The following is a 14,352-nucleotide window of genomic DNA, read 5'->3' as shown; positions in this document are numbered from 1 at the left end:
CGTGCCCGGCCGGGTTCAGGTGCGGGCCGGGGCCGGTGGGCGGACCGGCAGCGGGTAGGTGTCGCCGCGGTCCAGGTAGACGACCCGGTCGGCGTGGCCCGAGCGTTCCATGTGCTCGCGGAAGTCGTCCAGGCCGGAGCTGAAGACCGTGTAGTCGTCGTAGTGGACGGGCAGCACCCGCCGGGGGCTGATCAGGTCCACCCAGTCGGCCCCCTGGTTGCCGTCCATGGTGACCATGACCGTGCCGAGCAGCTTGGTGCCGCCCAGGTGGACGATGCCCACGTCCAGGTCGGGGAAGCGTCTCGGGATCTGGTGCAGGCGGCGGTCCATGAGGGTGTCGCCGCTGATGTGCAGGCGCAGGTCGATGCGGCCCTCGCGGCGGAACTCCAGCACGCTGCCCATCACCGGCGGCAGCAGCCCCTCGGCCGGGCCGGGCGCGTGCCGGGCGGGCACCGCGGTCACCGTGAGCGCGTCGGCCCCGTTGCGGAGCTGGTGCTCCTGCCAGGTCTTCAGGCCGACGGCCCGCTCGAAGCCCTGCTTCCTGAGCCGCCGCGCGGCGTGCGTCGTCGTGATGACGGGCGTGGCCTTGTCGAGGCCGTCCCGGGCCACCCGGTCCCAGTGGTCGCCGTGCAGGTGCGACAGGACGATCGCGTCCAGCGGCGGCAGGTCCTCCACCTCCATGGCCGGGTCGGCGAGGCGGCGTGAGGTGAGGCCGTAGCCGAGGTGGGCGCGCTGCCCCCGGTGCAGGAAGTTGGGGTCGGTGAGCAGGGTGAAGCCGTTGTACCGGATGAGGGTGGTCGCGTTGCCGATGAACAGCACGCTCCCCCCGTCGGCTCTGCGCATGACGCGAACCCCCCTCGTTCGCCGGGCGGGCTACTCCGCGACTGACGCGCGGCTCCTGCGCGGCCCGAAGTAGCGCCAGAAGAAGTTGACCAGCACGCTGGTCCGGTTGCGCCCGCCGAGCAGGTAGGCGACGTGCAGGAAGATCCACGTCAGCCAGGCGGGCAGCCCCCGGAAGGTGAAGCCGTTGGCGAGCTGCACCACGGCCGCGCAGCGGCCGACGATGGCCATGATCCCGGGATCCCGGTAGTGGAACGGCACGGTCGGACGTCCCGTCGCCGCGGCGATGATCTGCCGGCCGGCGTGCTTGCCCATCTGGAGGGCGGGCTGGGCGAGCTGCGGCAGCGGCTCCGGCGGCAGCGCGAGGTCGCCGACGACGTAGACCTCGGGGTGCTCGCTCAGGTTCAGCCGTTCGGTGACGAGGACCCGGCCGCCCTTGCCCTGAGGCAGGCCGGAGTCGGCGACCTCCTTGGGGGCGGTCACGCCGAGCGCCCAGACGGTGACGTCGCTGTGCAGGCGCGTTCCGTCGGCCAGGACGACGGCGTCCGGCTCGACCGAGGCGACGGTGGCGCCGAGACGCAGCCGCACCTCCCGCTTGCGCAGGTCGCGCGCGGCGGCGTCGCGCAGGTGCGGCTTGTACGGCGCGAGCACGTAGTCGAACCGCTCGACCAGGGTGACGCTCGTCTGGTCGGGCTTGATCTCGGGGTGGGTGAGCGGGATCGTCCGCATGCGCAGCTCGGCCATGGAGCCCGCGATCTCGACGCCCGTGGCGCCGCCGCCGACGACCACCACATGGGTGCTGGCCCGCTTGCCCAGGGCGGTCTCCTCCAGGCAGGTCTGGAGCCGGTTGCGCAGCGCTTTGGCGTCGCGCACGGAGTACAGGGGCTGCGCGTTCTTCTCGGCGCCCTCGATGGCGAGCCAGTTCGTGCTGACCCCGGTGCCGAGGACGAGGTAGTCGTAGTCGAGGACGGCGCCGTCGGTCAGCTCGACCTGTTTCTGGTCGAGGAGCAGCTTGCCGAGGCCGGCGGGGTGCACGCGCACGGTGGGGTACTTCGCGGCGAAGGCGCGCAGCGGGTAGGTCACGTCGCCGGCGGCCATGGCGGCCGTCGCCACCTGGTACAGCAGCGGCTGGAAGGTGGTGTAGGCGTTCTGGTCCACGAGCGTGACCCTGGCTCCCGCCCGGGCGAGCTCGCGGGTGGCGCTGAGCCCCGCGAAGCCCCCACCCACCACGACGACGTGCGGCGGCCTGCCCGTCCGTTCCTGCCGCGTACCTTCGACCATCACGAGGCGCCCCTTCCGGCGTGTCGACCCATCAGGTGCATATGGCACCTCAGCCCGCCCTTAAACCCCGTTCAGGCGGCCTTGTCCAAGGGTTCTCGCGGGTAGTGCAGGTCGAAGGCGGGCCGTTCGGAGCGGATCGGCGGCATGAACGTGAAGTTGTGCCGGGGCGGCGGACAGGAGGTCGCCCATTCCAGGGAGTTGCCGAAGCCCCAGGGGTCGTCCACCACGACGCGCGGGGCGTGACGGGCGGTCTTCCAGACGTTGTAGATGAACGGGAGCGTGGACAGCCCCAGCAGGAACGCGCCGAGCGAGGAGATCTCGTTCAACGTCGTGAACCCGTCGGCGGCGCTGTAGTCGGCGTAGCGGCGCGGGAAGCCCACCACGCCCAGCCAGTGCTGCACGAGGAACGTCGTGTGGAAGCCGACGAACAGCAGCCAGAAGTGCACCTTGCCGAGCCGGTCGTCGAGCATCCGGCCGGTCATCTTGGGCCACCAGAAGTAGAAGCCCGCGAACATCGCGAAGACGACGGTGCCGAACACCACGTAGTGGAAGTGCGCCACCACGAAGTAGGTGTCGCTGATGTGGAAGTCCAGCGGCGGCGAGGCGAGGATGACGCCCGTCAGGCCGCCGAGCAGGAAGGTGACGAGGAAGCCGATCGAGAACAGCATCGGCGTCTGGAAGCTCAGATGGCCGCGCCACATGGTGCCGATCCAGTTGAAGAACTTCACCCCGGTCGGCACCGCGATGAGGAACGTCATGAACGAGAAGAACGGCAGCAGCACCTGACCGGTCGGGAACATGTGGTGCGCCCACACCGTCATCGACAGACCGGCGATCGCGATCGTCGCCCCCACCAGGCCGACGTAGCCGAACAGCGGTTTGCGGGAGAACACCGGGATGACCTCGGAGATGATCCCGAAGAACGGCAGCGCGATGATGTACACCTCGGGATGGCCGAAGAACCAGAACAGGTGCTGCCACAGGATCGGCCCGCCGTTCGCCGCGTCGTATATGTGGGTGCCGAACTTCCGGTCGGCCTCCAGGGCGAGCAGCGCGGCGGCCAGGACCGGGAACGCCATGAGCACGAGCATGCTGGTCAGCAGTGTGTTCCAGGTGAAGATCGGCATGCGGAACATCGTCATGCCGGGCGCGCGCATGCAGATGATCGTGGTGATGAAGTTGACGGAGCCGAGGATCGTGCCGAGCCCGGACAGCACCAGGCCCATGATCCAGAAGTCGCCGCCCATGCTGGGCGAGAAGGTGATCGACGACAGCGGCGTGTAGGCGAACCAGCCGAAGTCCGCCCCGCCCAGGGGCACCACGAAGCTCCAGAGCGTGATCAGCCCGCCGAACAGGAACAGCCAGTACGCCACCGCGTTCAGCCGCGGGAACGCCACGTCCGGCGCGCCGATCTGCAGCGGCATGATGACGTTGGCGAACCCGGCGAACAGCGGCGTGGCGAACAGCAGCAGCATGATCACGCCGTGGTTGGTGAAGAGCTGGTTGTACTGCTGGTTCGTGACGAACTGCAGCCCCGGCTCGTACAGCTCGGCCCTGATGATCATCGCCATCACGCCGGCGACGAGGAAGAACCCGAAGGACGTGATGAGGTAGAGGTAGCCGATGACCTTGTGGTCGGTCGTGGACAGCCAGTTCGCGAGCACCGCGCCCACGCGGCGCGTCTTGGCCGGGGCGAGCGGTGAGGTCATCGGCTCGCCGGTGGCCGGTTTCTGCGTCGTCACCGGGCCCTCCCCTGGGTCCTGCCCTGCGCGTGGCGCCTTCCCCCAGGGATACCCGGGACCGGGTCAAGGAAGGATCCGCTCCGGGTCACGACTCGCCCCGCATCGGCGGGGCGAGTCGCGCCCGGCGCGTCAGGAGGTCGCGGCCTCCTCGCGCGTCATGGCGTCGCCTTGTCCGGGCGCTCGGAGACGCGGACGGCGTTCACGATCGTGCTGCCCTCGCGGGTGGCGAAGCGGACGTTGAGCTGGCCGTCGGTGACCTTCACCGTGTACTGCCTGGTCACGGCCGTGTACGTGCCCGCCTCCAGCGCGAGGTCGAGGGCCGGGATCGCGAGCTGCCCCTCGGCCAGCACGTCGAAGACGCGCTTGCCGATGCCCGTCGACTTGGTGTCGGCGAAGCCCAGCTCGACGGTGTAGGTGCCGGCGGGCACGCCGTCGAAGCGGTACTCCAGCATGCCCTCGCGGGCGGTGCGGAACAGCGCCTGGTCGTCGGTGCCCTTGATGGTCCTGGACGTGGAGGAGGTGCGGTTGGAGGTGGCGACGTAGCCGTGGCCGCCCTGGGTGTACTTGCGGTCGGCCGTCCAGGAGTCGCCGGCGGCGTCGACCAGGCCCTTGCTCGCGCCCACGTCCACCGCGACCTGGTACTTGGGCACGACGACCGTCACCTTGACCTCGATGACGGGCTGCCGTCCGCTGGCCGATTTGATCACCAGCTTGCCCGAGCGGAGCGTGCCGGGCTGGACGCCGGCGCTGGAGGCCGTGACCTTGAGCGTGACCCGCTGGCCCTTGGCCAGGTCGCCGGCCGTGGGTGTGACGGCGAGCCAGCTCTGCGCCGGGTCGGCGGTGACGGTGTAGGCGGTGGGCGAGCCGAGGTTGGTCAGCTCGAACGTGCGCGTCCGGCTGGCCTCGGCGGGCATCACCAGGGTGAGCTCGCCGACGGAGGAGCTGACCCGGCCGGTGACCAGGGCCGTGTCGATCCGGGTGATCGTGGCCGGGGCGATGGTGACGGGCTTGGTGAAGGTGCCGTAGTTCTCCTTGGACACCTGGACCTGGTAGTCGCCGGCCAGCACCTGGCCGGAGAAGGCGCCGTCGGGGCCGGTGGTGAGGGTGGCCACGTCGCCGATCTTCACCGTGGCGCCGGGCAGCGGGTCGCCGTCGTTGGCGTCGGTGACGACGCCGATGACAAGGCCGTGCCGGCTGGCGGTGAAGGTGATGCTCTGGCCGTTCGTGAGGGCGGGCTCCTCGTAGGAGTAGAGCATGCCGTCGGTGCCGGCCGCGTTCTCGATGCCGATGGTCGCGCTGGTGCCCTGGTCGCGCTGGCTGTCGACGTCCTTGTAGCGGTAGCTGACGGTGCCGTCCTCGCCGAGCAGCGCGGCGAAGGAGATGCGCTGCGCGGCGTCGTTGTAGTAGCGCACGTTGCGCCACTCGATCACGAACTGGCGGTGCGGCGCCGTGCCGGTGACGCCGGTGTAGACGCCGGCGCTCGCGTCCACGACCAGGTCGTCCCAGTACGGGTAGACGGCGTTGTTGGGCGTGCCGGTGGTGGGCAGCCGGCCGTTGCCGCCGCTGGTGACCTTGTCGGCGGCGAAGGTGACCAGGCCGTTGGTGGCGATCCAGGCCTTGGCCTGCCCCGTGCCGTAGAACGGGACCGGGAAGGGCAGCGTCACCTGCTGGGCGTCGTCGTCGCCGGTGAGGGCGAGCTTGTCGGTGCCCGCGACGTACGGCTCGGCGCCGGTGCGGCAGGTGTAGCCGAAGCCGTCGCCGCGCAGGCCGAGCTCGATGTCCTTCACGGTGTCGCCGGTGAGGCTGAGGCCCACGGAGGCGCCGCGGGAGCAGCGGGAGGAGGGCGTGACCGTGATGGTGTAGTCGCCCTGCGGCAGCGTGAGCCGGTAGCGGCCGGCGGCGTCGGTGACGGTCCTGACCGGGGTGCCGGCCGCCTCGACGGTGGCCCCGGCCTCCGGCGCGCCGGCCGCGGTGACCGTGCCGGACAGGACGGCCGAGGGCTGCTGGGCCATGGTGACGTCGGCCGTGACGCTCTGGCCGGCGACGACGGTGGCGGTCGCGGCGCCCTTGCCGTAGCCGAACTTCTCGGTGGTGATCCGGTAGTCGCCCGGCAGCAGGCGCGGGATGGCGTACGTGCCGTCCTGGCCGGTCACCACGGTGCGGGTGATCGGGCCCGTGACGGTGACGGTGGCGCCGGCCACGGGGGCCCCGCCGGACGTCCCCGTGGTGGAAGTGACGGTGCCGGCCAGGTCGCCGACGCCGTCGCGCGGCGCGGCCTGGACGGCGGCGTAGGCGTCGAGCCGGCCCTCGCCCCAGACGTTGTTGTCGGCGGCGGTGCCGCCGCAGGAGGTGTCGTTCACGTCGACCGCGGTCGAGTCGAGCAGCGGCCGGGTGGCCGCCACGTCGCCCTGGAGGGCGGGCGCGGCCGACCAGATGAGCGCCACGGTGGCCGCGACGTGCGGCGAGGCCATGGACGTGCCGGTGTAGGAGTCGTAGCCGCCGCCGGGCACGGAGGAGCGCACGTTCACGGCGGGGGCGGCGATGTTCGGCTTGGTCTCGCCGTTCTCGCCCTCGCCCTTGCTGGAGCGGGCGTAGAGGGTGCCGTTGACGTCGAAGCCGCCGGCGCTGTAGCTGCTCACGTACTGGCCGGGCGAGCCGCTGGTACGGCAGGCCGGGCCCTCGTTGCCGTTGGCGAAGGCCGGGAAGATGCCGGCCGCCACCCACGCCTCGACGGTCTCCTTGTACCAGGGGTCGAAGCCGTCGCCGCCCCAGGAGTTGTTGACGATGTCGGGCGCGAGGTCGGGCCGCGGGTTGGCGCCGTTGCGGTCGGTGGGGGCGAGCACCCACTGGCCGGCGGCGAGCAGGGAGGCGTCGGTGCAGGTGTTGACCTCGCAGCCCTTGGCGGCGATCCACCGGGCGCCGGGCGCGACGCCGATGCCGTTGGCGCCGACCATGGTGCCCATCGTGTGCGTGCCGTGGCCGTTGTTGTCGCACGGCGCGGCGGTCGGGCAGATATGAGCGGGGTCGAACCAGTTGTAGTCGTGGCTGTAGCTGCCGTCGGGGTTGCGTCCCCGGTAGGAGGCGGCCAGCTCGGGGTGGTCGAACTGGGCGCCGGAGTCGATGTGGGCGACGACGATTCCCTCGCCGCGGTCGCTCAGGTCGCTCCACACGCGCGGGGCCCCGACGCGGTCGACGTTCCACTCGACGGCCTTGACGCGCGCCTCGACCTTGCCCGGGTCGGGCTTGGGCAGCGCGAGCGTGCGGACCGGCTCGATGCCGGTGACCTCGGGCAGCTTGGCGATCTCGGCGGCCAGCTTGGGCCCGGCGGTGACGCGGACGGCGTTGACGATCCAGTACGGGGTGTAGTCGGCGTCCTGGGCGTCGAGGAGCTTGCGCAGGCCGGCCTGGGAGGTGGCGGCCTGCTCGTGCTTGGCCTCGAAGACCTGCTCGGCCTTGGCCTCCTTGGTCTTGGCCTTCCGGGCGGCGCTGAGGTCGGCCGCTCCCTTGAGGCGTACCCAGAAGGTGGACTTGCCGTCGTCGTCGAGGTCGGACCGGACGGCGGTGCTGATCTTGTCGGCGCCGGGTCCGGCGGCCGCGTTCGCCGCCGGCGCGTGGGCGCCGAGCGGCAGGATGAGGGTGAGGACGGCGATGATCCCGGTCAGGATCACACGCCGGCGGGGGGTGTTCGGCACACGCTCTCCTTCACACCCGGCGGGGGCGGGCCCCCGCCGGGGTAGAGCTGATCTTTACGCCTACGGGTCGAGGGTGAAGAGATCGTGTCCGCTTTGCAAGGGGTCCTGCCACAACAAGACCCGACATGTCATGAAATGTGATCTGGTCAGGTGGAATGTCAGCCCCATCAGCCGACGGTGAGCTTGTACTCCTTCGTCACCGGGGTGCCGAGCTTGTCGTAGTCCTTGAGCTGGACGGTGAAGGTGAACGTGCCCGCCTTGGCCGGGGTGCCGGCGAGCGCGCCGGTGAACCGGTCGAGCGTGACCCCCTCGGGCAGCGCGCCCGAGGTGACCTGCCAGTCGTAGAACGGCACGCCGCCCTTGGCCGCCAGCCGCTGCTCGTACCGCTTGCCGGCGGTGGCCCGGCCGAGCGAGCCCGTCTCGATGGACGGCTTGAGGAACGGCGTGAGCCTGCGGTTGAGCTTCCACCCGGCGTTCTCGGCGACCAGCAGCGAGAGCTTGGTCATCATCCACCGGCGGGTCGGGAACAGGTGGGTCCAGCCGCCGCTCTGGCCGCTGATCCGGTCCCAGTACTTCTGGTCGCCGGGGATGTGGTAGCTGCTGTCGAGCGGCACGGCGTAGCCCTGATACTCGACGACGTCCGGGTCGTTGCCGCCGCCCGAGACGTAGGAGCGCATGCCGGCCCAGTCGCTGTGGAAGGCGACGGCGTGGCCGTACTCGTGCATGACCAGGCCGTGGACGTCGAGCACCGAACCCGCGAGCTCGGTCTTGTACCAGTCCTCGTCGGCCAGGGAGGTGAACAGCCGCTTCCCCGCCTCGTCGTACTCGAAGATCATTGCGGTGGAGCGGTGGAGCGGGCCGGCGACCTGCTGGCCGTTCCGGGTGCTGTACTTGCCGTTGGCGGCCGGGTAGCCGGTGGAGTACGGCGTCTGGATGCCGCGGAAGAACACGTACATGCCGTTGTAGGCGGAGCCGTTGGTGACGTTGATGGTGTTCTGCCAGTCGTTGCCGGGCAGGTGGTTGTTCTCCGCGCCGGCCGCCACGGTGTCGAACGGCTGCATGTCGAAGAACCGGAACCAGTCCTTGACCGCCTCCTCCGAGGCCGTGCGGAAGGCCGGGTCGGAGAAGTAGCCGGTGATCGTGTCGTAGCGGTAGTCGAAGGTGAGGGGGATCGACGGCTCCAGCGCGGTCTTCTCGTCCTGCTGGACCATGATCGGCATGGTCTGCTGGAACGTGGCCCCGCTCGCGTCCCTGACCGACAGCCGCAGGGTGTGCCGCTCGTCGGCGCCGGGTCCGCGCTTGGAGTGGATCGCCAGCTTGAACGTCTTCTGCTCGCTGGCGCTCGCGAAGGTCAGCGTCTTGGCGGCGCCGGTGGCGCTGAGCCGGCTGGGCAGGTCCATCATCAGGCGGGAGGTGCCCTCGGCCCTGAGGTTGATCGTGACCGGGAAGCGGGCGTCCTGCGGGGGCTTGACGGTCAGCTCGACGTACGGGTTGACCAGGTAGCCCTGCCAGTCCACCAGCTTGACGCCGTAGTCGTTGACGACCCGGCCGAACATGTCGGCGACCTGGGCCGCGGACAGGGCGTGCGCGGGGAGCACGCCCGTGCCGAGCGGGACGAGGATCGAGGCGAGGAGCAGGACGAGCGCGGCGGCTGATCGCTTCATGAGGGGTGGCCTCTTTTCAGTTCTTGATGCCGGTGAGCGTGACTCCTTCGATGAAGTAGCGCTGCAGGAAGAAGAAGAGCGCGATGATCGGGGCGATGACCGCCGCCGAGGCGGCCATGAGGTAGCCCCACTGCGTGATGAACACGCTCTGGAACGAGGCGAGCCCGAGCGAGAGCGTGTACTTCTCCTCGTCCTGCAGGTAGAGCAGCGGCCCCAGGAAGTCGTTCCAGGTGCCGATGAACGTGAAGATCGTGACGACCACGATGGCCGGCTTGGACAGCGGCATGACGATCGTCCAGTAGACCCGCCACGGCGAGGCGCCGTCGATGTAGGCGGCCTCGTCCAGCTCGAACGGGATGGTCAGGAAGAACTGCCGCAGCAGGAACACGTTGAACACGCCGCCCCCCGCCCCGGCGAACCAGGCCGGCACGGTGAGCGGGACGAACGTGTCGATCGCTCCCAGCTCCTGCCACATGACGAACGTCGGGATGATCGTCACGGCGTACGGCAGCATGACGCCGGTGAGCAGCAGCGCGAAGACCACGTTGCGGCCCTTCCAGCGCAGCCGGGCGAAGCTGAAGGCGGCCACCGAGCAGGTGAACACCGTGCCGATCACGCAGACCACCGCGATGATCACCGTGTTGAGCAGGTAGAGGCCGAACGGCTGGGCGGTGAGCGCCTCGCCGAAGTTGGACCACTGGAAGGGGTCCGGGATCCACTCCGGCGGGGCGACGAACATCTGGGTGTCGGTCATGAGCGCGCTGCGCACCAGCCACACGAACGGCAGGATCGTCGGGATCGCGCCCAGGACCAGCGCCGCGTACAGCAGCGCCCTGCCGTACCGGCGCGGCCGGCGCAGCCCGGCGGTCGGCGCGACGTCCCGCGCCCTCGAGCGTGGGGTCTTCTCCGGTGTCGCGAGCGCGGTCATCGGGCGCCCGCCATCTCGTAGTAGACCCAGCGGCGGGCGTTGCGGAACATGAGGAACGTCACCACCATGATGATCATGAACAGCACCCAGGCGAGGGCGCTGGCGTAGCCCATCTCGCTCTCGGTGAAGGCCTTGCGGAAGATGTAGTAGACGTAGAAGAGCGTGGCCTGGTTGGGACCGCCCTCGGTCATGACGTACGCCTGGGTGAAGACCTGGAAGGTCCCGACGACCCCGACCACGAGGTTGTAGAAGATGGTCGGCGTCATCATGGGCAGCGTCACGTGCCAGAAGCGCCGCCACGGGCCGCCGCCGTCGATCGACACCGCCTCGTACAGGTGGCGCGGCACGCCCTGGAGCCCGGCCAGGAAGATCACCATGGTGTTGCCGAAGCCCCACGTGCTCATGATGATCAGCGACGGGACGGCCATCTCCTCGCTGTAGACCCACTGCGAGGTCGGCAGCCCGGCCTGGCGCAGCAGCGAGTTGAGCAGCCCGAAGTCCGGGTTGAAGATCCAGATCCAGAGCACCACGTTCGCGATGGCCTGGACCAGCGTCGGCAGGTAGAAGATCGTGCGCCAGAGGGGCAGGCCGCGGACCTTCTGGTTGAGCAGCATGGCGACCGCGAAGCTGACGATCAGCGTGAGCGGCACAGCGCCGAGCGTGTAGTAGGTGGTGGCGCTCAGCGACTTCCAGAACAGCTCGTCGCCGGCCAGCGCCGTGTAGTTGTCCAGCCCCACGAACGACGGCCGACCGCCCACCTGCCAGTCGGTCAGGCTGAAGAAGAACGACGCGATCATCGGGCCGACCGTGAAGATGACGAACCCGAGGATGGCGGGCAGCGCCATGAGGACGCCCCAGCGCGCCTCGAACCTGCGCATCTAGAGCCCCTGCGTGTGGTGCCAGCCCTGCAGCATCGCGGTGATCTTGGGGGTGGCCTCCTTGAGCACGTCCGCGGCCGGCCGCTTGCCCGACTCGATCTCCTGCAGCGCCGGCGTCAGCACGTCGCTGGAGATGGACGACATGTTCTTGAGCCGGTTGCGCAGGTCGGGCACGCCGTGGTCGCGGGTGTAGTCGACGACCGCGGCGCGGAACTCCGGCGGGTGCGCCGCGTTCTTGGTCCACGCGTCCACCGACGCCTGGTCCTCGTAGTACTTCTTCTCCTGCGGCATCCACAGGCCCTGCTGGAACAGGTCCACGTACCGGGGGTCGTTGTGGAAGGCGAACAGCTCGACCGCCTCCTCCACGTGCTTGCTGCCGGCGAACACCGACGACGCGCCGGCCACCTGGGTCGTGGTGAACGGGTCGCCGTACTTGGGCAGCACGCCGATGCCGAAGTCGACCTTGCTCTGGTTCATGTCGAGCAGCGACCAGTGGCCGTCGACCACCATGGCCACCCGCTTGGTCTTGAGCAGCACGTTCGTGCCGGGCACGTCGTCGCCGGTGGCGGCCAGCTGGCCGGGGCCGGGCATGACCCGGTGCTTGTAGATGAGGTCCTGAAGGTTCTGGAACACCTTGATCGCCTCGGGGCTGTCCAGCAGGCAGCGCTTGCCGGCCTCGTCGGCGAAGTCGCCGCCGTTGCTGCGCAGGAAGCCGTACCAGGCGGCGCCGTAGGTGATGCTGCTGGAGATGCCGAACTGCCGGATCTGCTTGGGGTCGAAGCCCGACTCGTCGGGGTGCTTGCCGTTCTGGTCGACGGTCAGCTTGTAGGCGTTCTGGACGAGCTGGTCCCACGACCAGGCCGACGCGGCGTCGGCGGGCGGCGGGGCGACCCCGGCCTCGGACAGGGCGTCCTTGGCGTACCAGAGGAGCATGACCTCGTTGGCGGTGGCCAGGCCGTGCAGCTTGTCCTGCCCGTACCACAGGTAGGCGTCGGGCAGGCAGCCCGCGAGCTGCGGGTACTTCTTCACGTACGGGAACAGGTTGACCAGCGTGCCCTGCTCGGCCAGCCGGTAGGACATGCTCATCGGCACGTAGCCGACGTCCGGCACCCGGCCGCTGGCCACCAGGGTGTTGAGCTTGACGTCGTACTCGTCGGGCGTGAACAGCGCCTTGACCTTGACGCCCGCGTTCTTCTGCTCGTACTGCCGCAGCATCTTCTCCACGGCCGTCTTCTCGAAGGTGGACCCCCAGTACATGAACTGCAGCTGGGTGCCGCCCTTCGAGCCGCCGCCTCCACCGCCGCCCCCGCAGGCCGCCGCCGCGGCGCCGAGGGCGGCCAGCCCGCCGATCTTGAACAGGTCACGTCGATTCATGGGGATGTGTTCCTTACGCGAGGGGGAGCCAGACCCGCATCGCGCCCGCGCCGCGGTTGTCCCACTGGTAGTAGGGGACGGCCGTGGCGGTGACGCGGGCGCCGGAGGGGTCGCCGGCGGGCTCCGGGGTGGGGGGTGCGCTGCCGTACGGCAGGCCGGTGGCGGGCGGGTCGGCGGCGTACGCGCCGGCCTCGATGAGGACGGTCCGGCCGAGGCCCGGCACGTCCTCCCTGTCGATCACTCGCAGCTCCGCGCGCGGGTCGAGGACCAGGTCGTCCACGTCGGCCTGCTGGTCCACCTGCTCGAAGCAGTAGACGAGCGGGCCGCGCTCGACGGCGGCCGTGCCGCGCACGGCGTCGATCCGCCGGTTCGGGTAGGTGAGGCGGGGGGTCAGGTCGAGGTCGAGCTGCACCGTGTCGCCGGTGCGCCACTCGCGGGTGACGACGGCGTAGCCGTGCTCGTCCGGCTCGGCCGCGACGCTCTCGCCGCCGACGGTCAGGGTGGCGCTGCCGGCGCTCCAGGCGGGGACGCGCAGCGCCAGCGACCAGGGCCCCACGGGGGCCCGTTCGGCGGTGAAGACGACCTTGCCGTCCCAGGGGTAGCCGGTGGCGACGGCGAGGTCGAGGTCGCCCGAGCGGATCGCGCCCGGCGCGTACTGGTGGACGTGCAGCGCCCGCTCGGCCGTCGTGGCGACGTAGTGGCCGAGCGAGGAGACCGTCCGCATGATGTTGGGCGGGCAGCAGGCACAGGCGAACCACTCCCGCCGCCGCCCCAGGTAGGCGTCCTCCACGGTGTCGTCGCGGCGCTGGAGCGGGTTGACGTAGAAGAAGCGCAGCCCGTCGGCCGAGGTGGAGGCCGCGAAGGCGTTGTAGAGGACGCGCTCGATCAGGTCGGCGTAGCGGCCGTCGCCGGTGGCCAGCAGCAGCCGCCAGTTCCAGTGGATGCCGGCGATCGCGGCGCAGCTCTCGTTGTAGGCGCGGTCCGGCGGCAGCTCGTAGCGCTCGCCGAACGCCTCGCCGTCGTGGCGGGAGCCGACCCCGCCGGTCAGGTACATCTTGGTGGCGACCATGTCCTCCCAGCGGCGGACCGAGCACTCCAGCAGCGACTCGTCGCCCGTCTCCAGGTAGACGTCCACGACGCCGGCCTCGAGGTAGAGCTGGCGCACGGCGTGTCCGACCGGGGTGTCGGCCTCCCTGACCGGCAGGTGGTCCTGGGCGTACAGGGGGCCCATGCCGCTGTCCTTGATGAGGCCCTTGCCGCGGTTGTCGATGAGCTTGGCCGCGAGGTCGAGGTAGGAGCGCTCGCCGGTGACCCGGTAGAGCTCGACCAGGGCCGTCTCGACCTCGGCGTGCCCGTCGATGCCGTCGTCGCCGCCGGTCAGGAACACCTCGACCAGGTGGTCGGCCAGCCGGCGCGCCACCGCGGTCAGCCGCTCGTCGGCGCCGGCCCGGGCCCCGGCCACCGCGGCCTGGAACAGGTGGCCGGCGCAGTACATCTCGTGGCTGTACTCCAGCTCGGCGTAGATCTTGCCGGGCTTGACGACCTGGTAGTGGGAGTTGAGGTAGCCGTCGGCCCGCTGCGCCCTTCCGAGCAGGGCCGCCGACTCGGCGACGAACTCGGGGTAGCCGGATCCGGGGCGCCGGGCGTGCTCCCAGGCCACCGCCTCCAGTTGCTTGTACAGGTCGGAGTCCTGGAACCGGTACCCCCGGTACTCGCCTTCGGCCTCGCCGGCCGCCAGCCGCAGGTTCGGCACGCTGCCCGCGCGCTCCATCTGCTCCAGGCCGAGGGGGATGCTGGCCTCGCGGTTGATCCGCTGCCAGCGGCCCATCGGCCCGCCGGTGATGTCGACGTCGCGGACGCCCAGCGGACGCCACACGGCCTTGGCACCCTGGGTGGGTACGGCCGGGCCGCAGACCTGGGAGGGGTTGACCATGGAGCTCCTCACAACGCTGC

Annotated in this window: 9 protein-coding genes; all 9 read right to left on the bottom strand. The window is 70.3% G+C overall.

Features of this window, described 5'->3' with window-relative positions; genetic code table 11:
* Positions 1–15 precede the first annotated feature (15 nt).
* The 9 genes from AB0H81_RS04330 to AB0H81_RS04290 all read right to left on the bottom strand — a co-directional run bounded on the left by AB0H81_RS04330 (position 16) and on the right by AB0H81_RS04290 (position 14,332).
* The gene (locus tag AB0H81_RS04330) at positions 16–843 is read right to left on the bottom strand and encodes an MBL fold metallo-hydrolase (RefSeq protein WP_358369031.1); all 828 of its coding nucleotides are present in this window, start codon (positions 841–843) and stop codon (positions 16–18) included.
* 30 nt (positions 844–873) lie between these two features.
* On the bottom strand, positions 874–2,121 hold the full coding sequence (locus AB0H81_RS04325; RefSeq protein WP_358369146.1) for an NAD(P)/FAD-dependent oxidoreductase: 1,248 nt from the start codon (positions 2,119–2,121) through the stop codon (positions 874–876).
* 71 nt (positions 2,122–2,192) lie between these two features.
* Positions 2,193–3,830 carry a cytochrome c oxidase subunit I gene (ctaD, locus tag AB0H81_RS04320; protein ID WP_358369143.1) on the bottom strand — a complete coding sequence of 546 codons (1,638 nt, stop codon included), beginning with the start codon at positions 3,828–3,830 and terminating at the stop codon, positions 2,193–2,195.
* 188 nt (positions 3,831–4,018) lie between these two features.
* Positions 4,019–7,555: a S8 family serine peptidase gene (locus AB0H81_RS04315; protein ID WP_358369028.1), complete on the bottom strand. Its 3,537-nt coding sequence runs from the start codon at positions 7,553–7,555 to the stop codon at positions 4,019–4,021.
* Positions 7,556–7,722: 167 nt separating this feature from the next.
* On the bottom strand, positions 7,723–9,219 hold the full coding sequence (locus tag AB0H81_RS04310) for an Ig domain-containing protein (protein WP_358369025.1): 1,497 nt from the start codon (positions 9,217–9,219) through the stop codon (positions 7,723–7,725).
* A 16-nt stretch (positions 9,220–9,235) separates the two neighbouring features.
* Complete coding sequence (locus AB0H81_RS04305; RefSeq protein WP_358369022.1) at positions 9,236–10,147, bottom strand: carbohydrate ABC transporter permease; 912 nt, start codon at positions 10,145–10,147, stop codon at positions 9,236–9,238.
* Entirely contained in the window at positions 10,144–11,025 is an 882-nt protein-coding gene (locus tag AB0H81_RS04300; RefSeq protein WP_358369019.1) for a sugar ABC transporter permease, read from the bottom strand. Before AB0H81_RS04300 ends, AB0H81_RS04305 begins: the two co-directional genes overlap by 4 nt.
* Positions 11,026–12,399 carry an extracellular solute-binding protein gene (locus AB0H81_RS04295; protein ID WP_358369016.1) on the bottom strand — a complete coding sequence of 458 codons (1,374 nt, stop codon included), beginning with the start codon at positions 12,397–12,399 and terminating at the stop codon, positions 11,026–11,028. It lies immediately after the preceding gene.
* A 13-nt stretch (positions 12,400–12,412) separates the two neighbouring features.
* Entirely contained in the window at positions 12,413–14,332 is a 1,920-nt protein-coding gene (locus AB0H81_RS04290; RefSeq protein WP_358369013.1) for a beta-L-arabinofuranosidase domain-containing protein, read from the bottom strand.
* Positions 14,333–14,352: the final 20 nt, after the last annotated feature.

Origin of the sequence: Nonomuraea sp. NPDC050691 (genome assembly GCF_040654455.1) — a bacterium.
Lineage (GTDB): Bacteria > Actinomycetota > Actinomycetes > Streptosporangiales > Streptosporangiaceae > Nonomuraea.
The sequence above is the reverse complement of the archived record's forward strand: the minus strand, read 5'-3'. Positions and strand labels throughout refer to the sequence as shown.

Bases quoted from the DNA above. Each gene is read 5' to 3' on its own strand.
- AB0H81_RS04300 (WP_358369019.1), bottom strand. From the start codon at position 11,025: ATGCGCAGGTTCGAGGCGCGCTGGGGCGTCCTCATGGCGCTGCCCGCC.
- AB0H81_RS04325 (WP_358369146.1), bottom strand. From the start codon at position 2,121: ATGGTCGAAGGTACGCGGCAGGAACGGACGGGCAGGCCGCCGCACGTC.
- AB0H81_RS04290 (WP_358369013.1), bottom strand. From the start codon at position 14,332: ATGGTCAACCCCTCCCAGGTCTGCGGCCCGGCCGTACCCACCCAGGGT.
- AB0H81_RS04305 (WP_358369022.1), bottom strand. From the start codon at position 10,147: ATGACCGCGCTCGCGACACCGGAGAAGACCCCACGCTCGAGGGCGCGG.
- AB0H81_RS04295 (WP_358369016.1), bottom strand. From the start codon at position 12,399: ATGAATCGACGTGACCTGTTCAAGATCGGCGGGCTGGCCGCCCTCGGC.
- ctaD (WP_358369143.1), bottom strand. From the start codon at position 3,830: ATGACCTCACCGCTCGCCCCGGCCAAGACGCGCCGCGTGGGCGCGGTG.
- AB0H81_RS04330 (WP_358369031.1), bottom strand. From the start codon at position 843: ATGCGCAGAGCCGACGGGGGGAGCGTGCTGTTCATCGGCAACGCGACC.
- AB0H81_RS04310 (WP_358369025.1), bottom strand. From the start codon at position 9,219: ATGAAGCGATCAGCCGCCGCGCTCGTCCTGCTCCTCGCCTCGATCCTC.